The following is a 14,249-nucleotide window of genomic DNA, read 5'->3' as shown; positions in this document are numbered from 1 at the left end:
GGACGGGCTTGGTTTATTTTTGGTAAACCGCAACCGCCTTCAAAAGGTGCGACCCGCAACGGGATCGGCTGAATGGGGGACGAGGCGAGTGTGTGGTTCGCGTCGGGTAAAACGTGGCGCGGATCATACTGGGGTTTGGGGTGGATGCCCAGCTTTTGGACCGATCATTCTTGTTTTGGCGACTTGTGGTGTGGCTGGATCGTTCCCACGCTCTGCGTGGGAATGCCGCCTTCGACGCTCCGCGTCCATTCTGTTGGCTTTTGTGGGGCTTTGGCATGTGACGCGGAGCGTCACGAGATGCATTCCCACGCAGGAACGTGGGAACGATCACCGGCCACCTCAATTGTCATCCTCAGCGAAACGATACCGGCCGTCGGCGGGTGTTTAATGTGGACCACCAAAATACCCAGCCAATCACCTGAATGTCCTGTTGCTGCAGTTGTTCGGCGCTGAAGACCTCGTCCGGGTATTCGGCGCTGTTGTGGCTGCGCAAGCGCAGAGCGCCGCCGGGGAGGCGGTAGAGGTATTTCACGCGGAGCATGCCGCTGTGTTCGAGGGCGTACATTTCGCCGTCGATGATCTGGGTCAGGCCGCGGTCGATGCCGATGATGGAGCCGTCCTGGATTTTCTCGGCCATGCTGCTGCCGATCATCGGCGCACAGACTGCGGATTCGGGGTCGACGCTCATGGTTTGCAAGGCCCACCGCGGCAGGCGGACTTTGCGGCCGGGGGCTTCGGCGACGATGGTTTGCCCAAGGCCGTTGTCGGCGACGAACTCCTTTAAAAACGGCAGCTGCACGTCGTCCGGCGGCGGGCTGGTTTTTGCCAGGGCGGTTGACGGGCTGGCCTCGGCGGCGGCTTCGAACGGATCCCCCGGGTGTTTGGGGCCTTGCCCCGAACGTAGCCAGCGAGGGTTGACGGTCAGCAGTTCGGCCACTTCGTCGATGCGCGCCATGGGGATGCCGCGCTTGAACCAGTTATTCACATGTTGCGGCGTCACGTTGCGGTTGGCAGCGAAGTCTGTGGCGGAGAGATGGCACTCCCGAAGGAGGGCGCGTAAGCGATCACCTGATGTATTCATGAGCGCGAGTTTACGGCGGTCGCGGGGCTGTTTAAATAAACGAGGTGTTCAAATGAGAGGTGCATCGCGTCGCTGTTTTAGCGTGGGGATTACACATTGGCGACCAGTGTGTAGGGCGTTTCCGAGAGTGTTTAGTGTCGGTAGACAGTTGAGTGCACGGCCAATAAAAAGCCCCGGTTTCCTATGAGAAAACCGGGGCTTTTTTTCGTCACACACGCGTGTAACAACGGGGCATGGCTACGGCGTTGATCAGCCTTTAAAAGCTTTCACCGACTTCATGATTTCAGTGCGCGCAGCTTCTGCGTCGCCCCAACCTTCGATCTTCACCCATATGCCTTTTTCGAGATCCTTGTAGTTCTCGAAGAAGTGCTTGATCTGCTCAAGCAGCAGCGGTGGCAGGTCGGTGTAATCCTTGACGTCGACATACAGCTGGGACAGCTTGTCGTGGGGGACTGCGAAGACTTTGGCATCGCCGCCGCCGTCGTCGGTCATGTGCAGGATCCCAACCGGGCGGGCGCGGATAACCGAACCTGGAGTCACCGGGTAAGGGGTTACCACCAGCACGTCGAGGGGATCACCGTCGTCAGCCAGGGTGTTCGGAATGAAACCGTAGTTGGCCGGGTAGAACATCGGGGTGGCCATGAAGCGGTCAACGAACAGGCAATCGGTTTCTTTGTCGATTTCGTATTTGATCGGCGCGTGGTTGGCCGGAATTTCGATCGCGACGTAGATGTCGTTCGGCAGGTCTTTGCCAGCCGGAATTTTGCTGTAGCTCATTGGGCGTTGCCCCCGTAGTTGACCATTCAGGCTTTGATCGGAAGATCAAAAAGTGGCCGCGATTATAGGCATATTTAGCGCCCGTTGCCACGCACGGCAATGGGCTCATAGACCTTAGTCATGTGTCTTGTACGAGGGTTCACTCCGTTGAAGTTGCTGCAGGCGCGCCAGGGTGTCCTGGCGGTAGAAGGCTTTTAGTTGCTCATAGACCGCCGGGAACGCCTTGGTCAGTACGTCCGGGGCACTGAAGAAGTACTCGCTGGTGACGGCGAAAAACTCGGCCGGGTTTTCTGCGGCATAAGCATCAATGGCGGTTGCCGCGTGGGGGTGGTGGTCCAGTTGTTGATTGAGGTGGTCGTAGGCACTCTGCATCACCCTGGCCCACTCGCTGCCGTGCATGTCGTTATGCAGTGGCGGCTGGCCATTGGCCGAGCCGTTGAGCATGTCCAGTTTATGCGCCAGTTCGTGGATGACCAGGTTGTAGGCGTCCCAATGGCCGCTGGACAGCACGCCGGGCCACGCCAGGATCACCGGGCCTTGGGACCATGCTTCGCCGCTGTGCTCGCCGTCCCATTCGTGTTCGACGCCGCTGGCGTCGCGATGACGTTGCGGGCTGACGAAATCGCCGGGATACAGCACCAACTCGTGGAAGCCCTGATACCAGTTCAGATCGCCGAGATTGAGCAGCGGCAATTGCGCCTGGGCCGCAAGAAACAGGCAGTTTTCCTTGTGGAGTTCGACGCCGGGTAGGGCGGTGAGGTGTTTGTCTTGCAGGAATAACACACTGTTTTCGAGCAGCTGCTGATGTTGTTCTGCAGTGAGTCCGTCGAGAATCGGCAGTCGATGCAGTACGCGAGCCCACATATCCTCGTCCACCGGATGCCGGGCGAGAACCCGGCGTCGGTGCCAGTCGCTGAGCGACCACATTCAGTATTAGCCCGCGTGTGTTGAGCGAGCTGCCATGCGGCTGCGGACTACGCTGATGACCATTGGCAGCAGCGACAAAGCGATAATCACCAATACCAGCAGCGTCAGGTTCTTTTTGATGAAGGGGACGTTGCCGAAGAAGTAGCCCAGCGCGATCAATCCACAGACCCAGGCGACGGTACCCAGCACGCTGAAGAAGAAAAACCGTGGGTACGACATCTTGCCAACGCCCGCGACGAAGGGCGCGAAGGTGCGGATGATCGGTAGAAAGCGCGCCAGGGTGACGGTTTTACCACCGTGTCGCTCGTAGAAGTCATGGGTTTGATTCAGGTAGTCACGGCGGAAGATCTTCGAATCTGGATTGCTGAATAGCTTTTCGCCCAAGGTTCGGCCGACGATGTAATTGGTGCTGTCGCCGAGGATCGCCGCCAACATCAATAATCCTGCCAGCATCACCGGGTCCATGCCGCCGCCAGCTGCCACTGCGCCTGCAATGAACAGCAAAGAATCCCCAGGCAGGAAGGGCATGACCACCAGCCCGGTTTCGCAGAAAATCACCAAAAACAGAATCGCGTAGATCCAGGTGCCATAGTTGGTCACGAGCATGTCGAGATACACATCGAGATGCAAAATAACGTCAATCGGGTTGAAATCCATGTGCGGCACCTGTGTACATGACCCGATTCTGGGTCGCGCGCTTGTTTAGGGGAGGACTGCAAGGGCTGCATTATAGGGGGCGATGGTGGGTTCGCCGGAACACTTTGTCGCTAAGCGTGTCGAGGCGACGTCAGAAATACATGAATTTTCTGTAGGCGCTTGGCGTGGCCTTGATACGGACGGTAGAGCCCTTGGACCGGATTTTGGTTCAACCGTTGTGCAGCCGGTGCGCATACCCATTGTGGGAGCGAACGTGTTCGCGAGGCGGCGTAGTTGGTGCGCCGCATATGGCCCTTCGCCCACAAGTTGGCTCCTACAGGTTTCGCAGAGTAGCAGCCTCAATCCTCACTAATGGGCAGCACGTAGTTAATAAACTGCGTATCAACCTTGAACCCGATGGATTCATACGTTTTGCGTGCGACTTCGTTGTTGCTGCTGGTGAGTACCCGCATGCGCACGGCCTGGGTGTCTTTGGCCATTTTTTTTGCCACTTTCAACAGGTGATCAGCGACCAGTTGGCGGCGGGCGTCTTCGGCGACGTAGATATCGTTGAGAATCCATACGCGTTTAAGCGACAGCGATGAATAGCTCGGGTAAAGCTGACAGAAACCCAGCAATTTTTTATCGTCGTCATCAGGCAACGCCAGGTAAACCACTGACTCTTTGCGACGCAGGCGTTTTTCCAGAAAGGCCTTGGATGACTCCGGGTAGGACAATTCGCCATAGAACTCGCGGTATTTGACGAACAATGGGGTCAATAGGTCCAGATGATCGAGGGTTGCTTGGATGATCCGCATGGTGGGGCCTCAACTTAACTACATTAGAGAGGTGGCACGTCAACAGGCCGCTCAGCCAGTCGTTTTCGATGCTGCCTAAAGCTTTTAGAAAGCGCAATCCAATGGCGTTCAGTCTTCCGGTTTTGCCAGCAGGAAATTGCCCTTTATGGGCACCGACAGGTCTGATTCCAGCGTGTGAAGTTGCGCCTCGTCTTTCAAGTTCACCCCCGACAGCTGCCGGCGACAGGCCTCGCGCATCAGATAAAGCAAACGGTGCGCCGCCAATCCATAGCTCAGGCCTTCGAGGCGCACGTTCGAAATGCAATTTCGCGCCGCGTCGGTCAGGCCGACTTTAGGGCCATAGGTGAAATACAGGCCCAAACTGTCGGGAGAGCTGAGGCCGGGACGTTCGCCGATCAGGATCACCACCATTTTTGCCCCCAGCAGTTCGCCGATTTCGTCGGCCACCGCCACTCGCCCCTGTTCCACCAGAATCACCGGGGACAGCGACCAGCCTTCGGCGGCGGTCTGTTCTTCCATTCGCTGCAAAAATGGCAACGTGTGCCGATGCACCGCCAGCGACGACAAGCCGTCGGCCACCACAATTGCCACATCGACGCCGCCGGGATGGGAGGTCGCGTACTCCAGCAGTTGCTGGGCAGAGGCCTCATCCAGGCGTCGGCCAAGGTCCGGGCGTTGCAGATAGCTGTTCCGATCGGTTGCTGCGCTGTGCAGCAACAGGGTTTCGCGACCGCGCTCGGCTAACTGCGCGCTAAGTCCTACGTGATCAAACGGCAAATGCACAGCGTCCCGGGCTTGGGCGTGGGCGTACTGGAAATCCAGCTGCGCGCTGGTCGGCAGGCTGGTGCCGGTGCGACCGAGGGCGATACGCGCCGGGGTCAGGCGCCGCAGTTCCAACCACGGGTTCTGGCTGTCAGTGGGCAAAACGGGTTTTTCAGCCATGGGGAAACTCACTTATCCAAGGTGCGCCAGCGCCTGGCGGAAGGCTGGCGGCAGGCTGTCACCGAACCGTACGCGCCCATCGGCTTGGGTAAAGATACCCATTTTCGCCAACCATGCCTCGTATTCCGGGGCGGGTCGCAGGCCGAGGGTTTGCCGCGCGTACAGCGCATCGTGAAACGAAGTGGTTTGGTAATTGAGCATGATGTCGTCGGAGCCCGGAATGCCCATGATGAAATTGATTCCGGCCACGCCCAACAGTGTCAGCAGTGTGTCCATGTCGTCTTGATCGGCTTCGGCGTGGTTGGTGTAACAGATGTCGCAGCCCATGGGCACGCCGAGTAATTTGCCGCAGAAGTGATCTTCCAGTCCGGCACGAATGATCTGTTTGCCGTTGTACAAGTATTCCGGGCCGATGAAGCCGACCACGGTATTGACCAAAAACGGCTTGAAATGCCGGGCCACCCCATAGGCGCGGGTTTCGCAGGTTTGCTGATCGATGCCGTGGTGGGCATTGGCCGACAACGCGCTGCCTTGGCCGGTCTCGAAATACATCAGATTTTGCCCGAGGGTGCCCCGATTGAGGCTCAGGCCCGCTTCGTAGCCCTCCTGCAACACATTCAAATTGATCCCGAAACTGGCGTTGGCTGCTTCGGTGCCAGTAATAGACTGAAACACCAGGTCCAGCGGAACCCCGCGATTGATCACTTCGATGGCGGTGGTGACGTGTGTCAACACGCAGGCTTGGGTCGGAATGTCGTAGCGCTGGATGATCGCGTCGAGCATTTCCAGCAGCGCGACGATTGAGGGCGTGCTATCGGTGGCCGGGTTGATGCCGATCATGGCATCGCCGTTGCCGTACAGCAGGCCGTCGAGAATGCTTGCGGCGATCCCGGCCGGTTCATCAGTGGGGTGATTGGGTTGCAATCGGGTCGATAAACGGCCGCGTAAACCCATGGTTCCGCGAAAGCGGGTGACCACGCGGATCTTTTGCGCCACCAACACCAAATCCTGCACGCGCATGAGTTTCGATACTGCCGCTGCCATTTCCGGGGTCAGGCCGGGGGCGAGGGCGCGCAAGCTGTCTTCGGTGGCTTGGTCGCTGAGTAGCCAGTCGCGAAAGCCGCCAACGGTTAAGTGGCTGACGGCGGCAAACGCTAAGGGATCGTGAGTGTCGATGATCAGCCGGGTGACTTCGTCTTCTTCGTAGGGAATCAGCGCTTCTTCAAGGAAATGCTTGAGCGGGGTGTCGGCCAGTGCCATTTGCGCGGCGACCCGTTCGCCGTCGTTGAGCGCGGCAATGCCCGCCAGAAAATCCCCGGAGCGTGCCGGGCTGGCTTTGGCCATCAGTTCTTTGAGGGTGTCGAAACGATAGGTCTGGGCGCCGACGGTATGGGCAAACGCAGCCATGGACGGTGTCCTCCTGTGGTTCTACCAGTGCGGGGCGTGCTCTGGCCTGCACTCCAATGGGGCCTATGTCGGGCGCGGGCCCGACGCAGGTGCAACTTAGATACCCGTCAGCATAGCGTCCACTGGCGCGTCGAAGCGTTGTTTTGCAGTCAGTTGGAAGTAAACGAAACCAATGACCATAAAGCAAATGAAGATCAAACCGATCACCGCGTTGAACCAAGCCATTGCCAACAGGCACACCAGCGCCAGAAACAGCGCGATGCCGGGCACGATGGGGTAGCCCGGCGCGCGGAAGGTGCGCTCCAGCAGAGGTTCGGTTTTGCGCAGTTTAAACAGGCTGAGCATACTGATGATGTACATCACGATAGCGCCAAAAACCGACATGGTGATCATCGCGGCGGTCAGTGTCATGCCTTGCAAATTGACCAGGCCGTCGCTATAGATCGCGGCAATGCCGATCACGCCGCCAGCCAGAATCGCCCGGTGTGGCGTTTGGAAGCGCGACAGTTTCGCCAGGCTTTTTGGCAAGTAACCCGCACGCGCCAAGGCGAAAAACTGGCGTGAATAGCCAAGAATAATCCCGTGGAAGCTTGCCACCAGGCCGAACAAACCAATCCACACCAGCATGTGCATCCAGCTGGAGTTGCTGCCCACCACGGCTTTCATCGCCTGTGGCAGCGGGTCGTTGATGTTCGACAGTTGACGCCAGTCGCCCACGCCGCCAGCCATGACCATCACCCCCAGGGCCAGAAATACCAGAGTCAGGATGCCGCTGAGGTAGGCTTTTGGAATGGTGCGCTTGGGGTCTTTGGCTTCTTCGGCGGCCATGGCGGCGCCTTCGATGGCAAGAAAGAACCAAATGGCGAAGGGGATAGCGGCGAAAATGCCGGGGACCGAGGCGATGCTGAAGGTATCAGCCCCGGACCAGCCGTTAAGCGCGAAATTGCTAAAGCTGAAGCCGGGCATGACCACGCCCATGAACACCAGCAACTCAAGGACTGCCAGAACGGTGACTATCAGTTCGAAGGTGGCAGCAATGCTCACGCCCAAGATATTCAAGCCCATGAAGATAATGTAGGCGCCAACTGCCGCGTGCCGGGGGTCCAGTTCCGGGAATTGGACATTCAAGTAAGCGCCAATGGCCATGGCAATCGCCGGTGGCGCAAAAACGAATTCGATCAAGGTGGCAAGCCCGGCAACTAACCCGGCTTTCTCGCCAAAGGCACGACGGCTATAGGCGAACGGGCCGCCCGCGTGAGGAATAGCGGTGGTTAGTTCGGTGAAGCTAAAGATGAAGCAGGTGTACATCGTGGCGACAATCAACGTGGTGATTAAAAAACCCAGCGTCCCTGCCGCACCCCAACCGTAACTCCAGCCAAAATACTCGCCGGAAATTACCAGTCCTACGCAAATACCCCAGAGGTGCAGGGTACCCAGTGTTGGTTTTAACGTTGTTGTAGTAATAGTCATAAGTCCTCGCGTCGCCATTGTAGGTTTCTAGAACTTTCAATTACGAGTACTGCCAGCTCGATGATTAAACGCATGCAACCCCCGCGCCAGTTGCGTGTTAGCCGCAACTGACCGGGGGTTATGAGGATACGTTTAAAATGCGGACTTAGAAGAAGCCCAGCGGATTAGTGTCGTAGCTCACCAGCAAGTTTTTAGTCTGCTGATAATGCTCAAGTGCAACTTTGTGGGTTTCGCGACCGACACCGGACTTTTTGTAGCCACCAAATGCGGCGTGGGCTGGGTAGAGGTGGTAGCAGTTGGTCCATACACGACCGGCTTTCAATGCCCGACCAACGCGGTAGGCGCGATTGATGTCCCGAGTCCACACCCCGGCGCCCAGGCCGAACTGGGTGTCGTTGGCGATGGCGATGGCTTCGGCTTCGTCTTTGAAGGTGGTAATGCTGACCACCGGGCCAAAGATTTCTTCCTGGAACACGCGCATCTTGTTGTTGCCTTTTAGCAGCGTGGGTTGGATGTAGTAACCACCCGCCATGTCACCGCTGAGTTTCTCGACGCTACCGCCCGTTAACAACTCGGCGCCTTCACCTTTGGCTATTTCCAGGTACGAGAGAATCTTGTCGAATTGCTGTTCCGAGGCTTGAGCGCCGACCATGCAGTCAGTGTCCAGAGGATCGCCACGTTTGATTTGTTCGACTTTTTTCAGTACGGCCTTGATGAATTCAGGATAAATCGATTCTTGTACCAGCGCCCGTGATGGGCAGGTACAGACTTCGCCCTGGTTGAAGAAAGCCAGCACCATGCCTTCAGCGGCTTTGTCGATGAACTCCGGCTCGGCCTGCATGATGTCTTCGAAGAAGATGTTCGGCGACTTGCCACCCAGCTCAACGGTGGACGGAATAATGTTCTCCGCCGCCAGTTTCATGATGTGCGAGCCAACCGGCGTTGAGCCGGTAAAGGCGATCTTGGCGATACGCTTGCTGCTGGCCAGTGCTTCGCCTGCTTCGCGGCCATAACCCTGAACGATGTTCAGCACGCCCGGTGGCAACAAGTCGCCAATCAACTCCATCAATACACTGATGCCCAGCGGAGTTTGCTCGGCGGGTTTCAGCACGATGCAGTTACCGGCAGCCAAGGCTGGCGCAAGTTTCCAGGCGGCCATCAACAGAGGGAAGTTCCATGGAATGATTTGCCCGACCACACCCAGTGGTTCATGGATGTGATAAGCAACAGTGTTGCCATCGATTTCGGCGGCACTGCCTTCCTGGGCGCGCAAACAGCCGGCGAAATAACGGAAGTGATCCACTGCCAACGGGATATCGGCATTCAGGGTTTCACGAACGGCTTTGCCGTTGTCCCAGGTTTCAGTGACCGCCAGCAGTTCAAGGTTTTGCTCGATACGGTCGGCGATTTTAAGCAGGACTAGTGAGCGAGCCTGGACGGAGGTTTTACCCCATGCATCGGCCGCCGCGTGGGCAGCATCCAGCGCTTTATCAATGTCTTCGGCGGAAGAACGCGGAAATTCGGCGATCAGTTTGCCGTTGACTGGGGAAATATTTTCGAAATATTGGCCTTTGACCGGCGGCACGAATTCGCCACCAATATAGTTGCCGTAACGGGTCTTGAAGGAAACGATAGAGCCTTCAGTTCCGGGATGGGCGTAAAGCATGATGAGTGTCTCCTGGCTTTTGTGGTTATAGGGGAGTACGCGCTGTCGCGCTTGCTTTAAGCGTAGAGCAAAGGTCGGGCCAGCGCCTCGTGATACCCGGTTTATAAGGCTTTAACACGGTTTGGCTGCGACAAAATGCCCGCGTTGTAACGTAAGCGACACGCCGCAGATGACACTTCGTACCGTTATTGGCACAGCATTGAGTTCCGCGGGCGGGTCACGTTGCAAAGGGCGTTCTCGTAGAGGATGCTGGCGTTGCCTCCCTCGGAGAATAATAAAAAGTGCACAGCGATGATTTGACTCGGCATGCCCAACACGTCCTCACGTTCGCCCAGGGAAAGACCCAACTGCATGGCCCCGGCAGCGATCCCTCCATCGCTCGCTCATGGTTGCGTTGCCTTGAGGACTATCATCTCGATCCAGCGTTAGGCGCTGCGCCAACGGTGCTTGAACACGGCCGCTTGCTTGAAAGCCGAGAGCGCCTGCAGCAAGTGTTGAGCATCGCTGGCGGCGAAATGAACAGCCTGCATCAGCAGCTTTCCGGCGCTGGGCACGCGGTGCTGTTGACCGACGCGCGTGGGGTTATTCTCAATTGCATCACCGCGCCTACCGAGCACACGGTTTTCGAACGCGCCGGTTTGTGGTTGGGTGCGGATTGGAGCGAAGCCTGTGAAGGCACCAACGGCATCGGCACCTGCCTGGTGGAGCGTCAGTCGCTGACCATTCATCAGGAAGAACATTTTCGTGGCCGTCATACCGGGCTAACTTGCTCCGCCAGCCCGGTATTCGACCCCCATGGCGATTTGCTCGCGGTGCTGGATGTGTCGTCAGCGCGGCAGGACGTGTCCCGGCAGAGTCAATTTCACACCATGGCGCTGGTGAGTCTGTCGGCCAAAATGATCGAGCGCGGCTACTTCCTGCAGCGTTTCGCTGATCAGTGGCTACTTCGCTTTCACCTGCACGCAGAGTCCGTTGGCTTATTCAGCGAAGGGTTGATGGCATTTGACGGCCAAGGGCGAGTCAGTGCCATCAACCAAAGCGCCCTGAATCTCTTGGGTTACGGGCGGGAAAATTTGCTCGGTCAGCCGGTTGATGTGGTGTTCGACTGTTCGCTGGATGAATTACTGGGTCGCGCCAGTTCGCACCCGAATGCCACCTGGCCGTTGCGCACCCGTGACGGTCGGCGGTTATTTGCGCTATTACGTGGACAGCCGCGCAGTGTGCCGAAAACCCCCATCGCCGCCCCTGTAGTTCCGCCTCGCCTACTGGGTATTTGCCTGGGAGACGCCGCTTTACAAAACGATTTCCGCCGTGCACTAAGGGTGTTTGAGCGCGACGTGCCGTTGCTGGTCAACGGCGAAACCGGCTCTGGCAAAGAAGCGTTTGCCAAAGCCGTGCACCACGCCAGCCTGCGCAGCGACAAGCCGTTTGTCGCCCTTAACTGCGCAGCCATTCCGGAAAGCCTGATCGAGAGCGAACTGTTCGGCTATCGCGGCGGCAGTTTTACCGGCGCACGCAAAGAAGGCATGCACGGCAAGTTGCAACAGGCCGATGGCGGTACGTTGTTTCTCGATGAAATCGGCGACATGCCCTTGGCGCTACAGACACGCTTGCTCAGGGTGCTGGAAGACCGTCTGGTCGTACCGCTGGGCGGCGAACCCCATGCGGTGGACGTCAGAATCATCAGCGCTACTCACCGTAATTTGCTCGATCGTGCGGCGGATGGAAGTTTTCGTGAGGATTTGTATTACCGCCTGAACGGCCTGGAAATCGCCCTGCCGCCGCTGCGTGAGCGTAGCGATAAATCGCAGTTGCTGGATTTTCTGCTGGAAGCGGAAGCCGGCAATCAGGTCGTGGTTCTTGACGACGCTGCGCGCAGGGCGCTGCTGGATTTCCCTTGGCCGGGCAACGTTCGACAGATGCGTACGGTGCTGCGGACCGTGGTCGCCCTGTGCGATGAGCAACGCATCGGCCTTGATGAACTGCCGCTGGCCATTAGGCAGAACCTACGGGCGCCAACGCTGACCCTGGTCAGCGAACACCCGTTGGACGACGCCGAGCGCACTGCCTTGTTGGCGGTATTGGAAGAACAGCGCTGGCACATGACCCACACCGCAGAACAGTTAGGGGTCAGCCGCAACACCTTGTATCGCAAGCTTCGTAAGCACGGGATAGCGCGGTAGATCGCGGGCGCATGATTTTTGATTTGAAACCAAATCTGTAGGAGCTGCCGAAGGCTGCGATTCGAACGGGAACCGGTCGATTCCTGATACCGTTGAAGGTCGTACCGACCTTATTGCAGCCGCCGGCAGCTCCTCCAGGGGCCGTGAGCCATACGTCAACCCTCGCCACATACCGCTCGCTAGGCTAACCTGCGCCCATGTTTTACGAGGTTGATCATGCATATTCATATTCTTGGTATTTGCGGCACGTTCATGGGTTCGCTGGCGGTCCTCGCCAAAGAGCTGGGCCATCGGGTGACTGGCTCCGACGCCAACGTTTATCCACCGATGAGCACCCAGTTGCAGGCGCAAGGCATCGAACTGACGCAAGGCTACGATGCCGCGCAGTTGGACCCAGCACCGGATTTGGTGGTCATCGGCAACGCGCTGTCCCGGGGCAACCCGGCGGTGGAATACGTCCTGAACAAAGGCCTGCCTTATGTGTCTGGCCCGCAATGGCTGGCCGATCATGTGTTGCAAGGCCGCTGGGTGCTGGCCGTCGCCGGGACCCATGGCAAAACCACCACCAGCAGCATGCTCGCCTGGGTGTTGGAGCATGCGGGCATGAGCCCCGGCTTCTTGATCGGTGGCGTGCCGCAGAATTTCGCGGTATCGGCCCGTCTGGGCGATACACCGTTTTTTGTAGTCGAAGCCGACGAGTACGACAGCGCGTTTTTCGACAAGCGTTCCAAGTTTGTCCACTACCGTCCGCGCACGGCGATTTTAAATAACCTCGAATTCGATCACGCAGACATTTTCCCTGATCTGCCAGCGATTGAGCGTCAATTTCATCATCTGGTACGGACGATCCCGAGCGAAGGCCTGGTGATTCATCCGACCACTGAGCCTGCGTTATTGCGGGTCATTCGGATGGGCTGCTGGACCCCGGTGCAAACCACCGGCGAAGGCGGGCAGTGGCAAGCGCGCTTGTTGAGTGAAGACGGTTCCCGCTTTGAAGTGGTCTTCGAAGGCGTTGCCCAGGGCGTGGTCGAGTGGGACATGACTGGCCAGCATAACGTAGCCAATGCGTTGGCGACGTTGGCAGCGGCACGGCACGTCGGTGTGCTGCCCAGGCAGGGCGTTGAGGCGCTGAGCGCATTCAAAAGCGTCAAGCGGCGCATGGAGAAGGTCGCTGAAGTCAACGGCGTCACTGTCTATGACGACTTCGCGCATCACCCGACAGCCATCGCCACCACCCTGGATGGCCTACGCAAACGGATCGGCGACGCCAAGTTGATCGCCATCGTCGAGCCGCGCTCCAACTCCATGAAGCTCGGCGCACACCGCGACGGTTTGCCGGAAAGCGTGCGTCAGGCCGACCAGGTCATCTGGTACGCCCCGGCGAATCTGGGCTGGGACCTCGCGGCCACGGCGGCGTTGTGTACGGTGCCTTCGGTCGTGTGTGATTCCCTGGAAGCAATTATCGCCAAGGTCAAAAGCCAGGCCCGGCCGGGCACCCAAGTGGTGATCATGAGCAACGGCGGTTTCGGCGGCTTGCATGGCAAATTGGCGGAGGCACTGAAATGAGCGGCCCGGAACGCATTACCCTGGCGATGACCGGCGCGTCTGGCGCGCAATACGGACTGCGCCTGCTTGACTGCCTGGTGCGGGAAGAACGCGAGGTGCATTTCCTCATCTCCAAAGCCGCACAGTTGGTGTTGGCGACTGAGACTGATGTTTCGTTGCCGGCAAGGCCGATGATGATGCAGGCGTTCCTGACCGAATACACCGGCGCCGCCGCAGGGCAGATTCGGGTGTATGGCAAAGAAGACTGGATGTCGTCGGTGGCCTCCGGTTCGGGTTCGCCGGCTGCAATGGTGGTCGTGCCTTGCTCTACGGGCACCTTGTCAGCGATTGCCACGGGTGCGTGCAATAACTTGATCGAGCGCGCTGCAGACGTGACGCTCAAAGAGCGCCGTCAGCTGATTTTAGTGCCCCGTGAAGCGCCGTACTCCAGTATTCATTTGGAGAACATGCTTAAGCTCTCGAACATGGGGGCGATTATTTTGCCGGCGTCGCCTGGCTTTTATCATCAGCCGCAGACCATCGACGACTTGATCGATTTCGTTGTCGCGCGGATTTTGAATTTGCTGAACATTCCACAAGACATGCTGCCACGCTGGGGCGAACACCATTTGAGCGCTGATGAATAAGCCGCTGCTGTTGAGCTTGATCGCATTGACCCTGACTGGCTGCGCCACGGCCCGAACCCTGGACGCTGCGCAACCGGGTGCGCCGGTGGTTTACTCCGGCACTCGCCTGGATATGTACGCAATAAACGGCGGCTGCTGCGCCAAAGACCA

The 14,249-nt window shown here is 58.2% G+C and carries 13 protein-coding genes; 4 read left to right on the top strand and 9 right to left on the bottom strand.

Going from position 1 to position 14,249, the window contains the following annotated elements; genetic code table 11:
* Window positions 1-352: 352 nt before the first annotated feature.
* The 9 genes from JWR17_RS16650 to JWR17_RS16610 form a co-directional block, all read right to left on the bottom strand.
* A complete protein-coding gene (locus JWR17_RS16650; RefSeq protein ID WP_299833035.1) occupies window positions 353-1,081 on the bottom strand; it encodes a helix-turn-helix transcriptional regulator in 729 nt (242 codons plus the stop codon).
* 249 nt (window positions 1,082-1,330) lie between these two features.
* Window positions 1,331-1,858 (bottom strand): inorganic diphosphatase, encoded by a 528-nt coding sequence (gene ppa, locus JWR17_RS16645; RefSeq protein ID WP_299833034.1) that lies wholly within the window; start codon window positions 1,856-1,858, stop codon window positions 1,331-1,333.
* Window positions 1,859-1,972: 114 nt separating this feature from the next.
* Complete coding sequence (locus JWR17_RS16640; protein WP_299833033.1) at window positions 1,973-2,785, bottom strand: M90 family metallopeptidase; 813 nt, start codon at window positions 2,783-2,785, stop codon at window positions 1,973-1,975.
* A 6-nt stretch (window positions 2,786-2,791) separates the two neighbouring features.
* Window positions 2,792-3,442: a DedA family protein gene (locus tag JWR17_RS16635; protein WP_299833032.1), complete on the bottom strand. Its 651-nt coding sequence runs from the start codon at window positions 3,440-3,442 to the stop codon at window positions 2,792-2,794.
* A gap of 338 nt (window positions 3,443-3,780) precedes the next feature.
* Window positions 3,781-4,239 (bottom strand): N-acetyltransferase, encoded by a 459-nt coding sequence (locus JWR17_RS16630; protein ID WP_299833031.1) that lies wholly within the window; start codon window positions 4,237-4,239, stop codon window positions 3,781-3,783.
* Window positions 4,240-4,347: 108 nt separating this feature from the next.
* Window positions 4,348-5,181, bottom strand: coding sequence for an ethanolamine ammonia-lyase subunit EutC (gene eutC / locus JWR17_RS16625; protein ID WP_299833030.1), 834 nt, complete (start codon window positions 5,179-5,181; stop codon window positions 4,348-4,350).
* A 12-nt stretch (window positions 5,182-5,193) separates the two neighbouring features.
* Complete coding sequence (locus JWR17_RS16620) at window positions 5,194-6,588, bottom strand: ethanolamine ammonia-lyase subunit EutB (protein ID WP_299833029.1); 1,395 nt, start codon at window positions 6,586-6,588, stop codon at window positions 5,194-5,196.
* 96 nt (window positions 6,589-6,684) lie between these two features.
* Window positions 6,685-8,058, bottom strand: a complete 1,374-nt coding sequence (gene eat, locus JWR17_RS16615; protein WP_299833028.1) for an ethanolamine permease — start codon at window positions 8,056-8,058, stop codon at window positions 6,685-6,687.
* Window positions 8,059-8,203: 145 nt separating this feature from the next.
* Window positions 8,204-9,724 carry an aldehyde dehydrogenase family protein gene (locus tag JWR17_RS16610; protein WP_299833027.1) on the bottom strand — a complete coding sequence of 507 codons (1,521 nt, stop codon included), beginning with the start codon at window positions 9,722-9,724 and terminating at the stop codon, window positions 8,204-8,206.
* A 281-nt stretch (window positions 9,725-10,005) separates the two neighbouring features.
* Between JWR17_RS16610 and JWR17_RS16605 the strand changes: the two genes are divergently transcribed.
* The 4 genes from JWR17_RS16605 to JWR17_RS16590 all read left to right on the top strand — a co-directional run.
* A complete protein-coding gene (locus tag JWR17_RS16605) occupies window positions 10,006-11,907 on the top strand; it encodes a sigma-54-dependent Fis family transcriptional regulator (protein ID WP_299833026.1) in 1,902 nt (633 codons plus the stop codon).
* Between the two features lie 216 nt (window positions 11,908-12,123).
* A complete protein-coding gene (gene mpl / locus JWR17_RS16600; protein ID WP_299833025.1) occupies window positions 12,124-13,473 on the top strand; it encodes a UDP-N-acetylmuramate:L-alanyl-gamma-D-glutamyl-meso-diaminopimelate ligase in 1,350 nt (449 codons plus the stop codon).
* The gene (gene ubiX, locus JWR17_RS16595) at window positions 13,470-14,099 is read left to right on the top strand and encodes a flavin prenyltransferase UbiX (RefSeq protein WP_299833024.1); all 630 of its coding nucleotides are present in this window, start codon (window positions 13,470-13,472) and stop codon (window positions 14,097-14,099) included. The genes mpl and ubiX overlap by 4 nt, the downstream gene beginning before the upstream one ends.
* On the top strand, window positions 14,092-14,249 hold a 158-nt coding region (locus JWR17_RS16590; RefSeq protein WP_366944169.1), incomplete at its 3' end, for a YceK/YidQ family lipoprotein. The genes ubiX and JWR17_RS16590, both read left to right, overlap by 8 nt.

The organism is Pseudomonas sp. (assembly GCF_028293835.1).
Taxonomy (GTDB): domain Bacteria; phylum Pseudomonadota; class Gammaproteobacteria; order Pseudomonadales; family Pseudomonadaceae; genus Aquipseudomonas.
The sequence above is the reverse complement of the archived record's forward strand: the minus strand, read 5'-3'. Positions and strand labels throughout refer to the sequence as shown.

Excerpts from the sequence above, each read along its gene's own strand:
- JWR17_RS16650 (WP_299833035.1), bottom strand. The coding sequence starts at position 1,081 with ATGAATACATCAGGTGATCGCTTACGCGCCCTCCTTCGGGAGTGCCAT.
- ppa (WP_299833034.1), bottom strand. The coding sequence starts at position 1,858 with ATGAGCTACAGCAAAATTCCGGCTGGCAAAGACCTGCCGAACGACATC.
- JWR17_RS16640 (WP_299833033.1), bottom strand. The coding sequence starts at position 2,785 with ATGTGGTCGCTCAGCGACTGGCACCGACGCCGGGTTCTCGCCCGGCAT.
- JWR17_RS16635 (WP_299833032.1), bottom strand. The coding sequence starts at position 3,442 with ATGGATTTCAACCCGATTGACGTTATTTTGCATCTCGATGTGTATCTC.
- JWR17_RS16630 (WP_299833031.1), bottom strand. The coding sequence starts at position 4,239 with ATGCGGATCATCCAAGCAACCCTCGATCATCTGGACCTATTGACCCCA.
- eutC (WP_299833030.1), bottom strand. The coding sequence starts at position 5,181 with ATGGCTGAAAAACCCGTTTTGCCCACTGACAGCCAGAACCCGTGGTTG.
- JWR17_RS16620 (WP_299833029.1), bottom strand. The coding sequence starts at position 6,588 with ATGGCTGCGTTTGCCCATACCGTCGGCGCCCAGACCTATCGTTTCGAC.
- eat (WP_299833028.1), bottom strand. The coding sequence starts at position 8,058 with ATGACTATTACTACAACAACGTTAAAACCAACACTGGGTACCCTGCAC.
- JWR17_RS16610 (WP_299833027.1), bottom strand. The coding sequence starts at position 9,724 with ATGCTTTACGCCCATCCCGGAACTGAAGGCTCTATCGTTTCCTTCAAG.
- mpl (WP_299833025.1), top strand. The coding sequence starts at position 12,124 with ATGCATATTCATATTCTTGGTATTTGCGGCACGTTCATGGGTTCGCTG.
- ubiX (WP_299833024.1), top strand. The coding sequence starts at position 13,470 with ATGAGCGGCCCGGAACGCATTACCCTGGCGATGACCGGCGCGTCTGGC.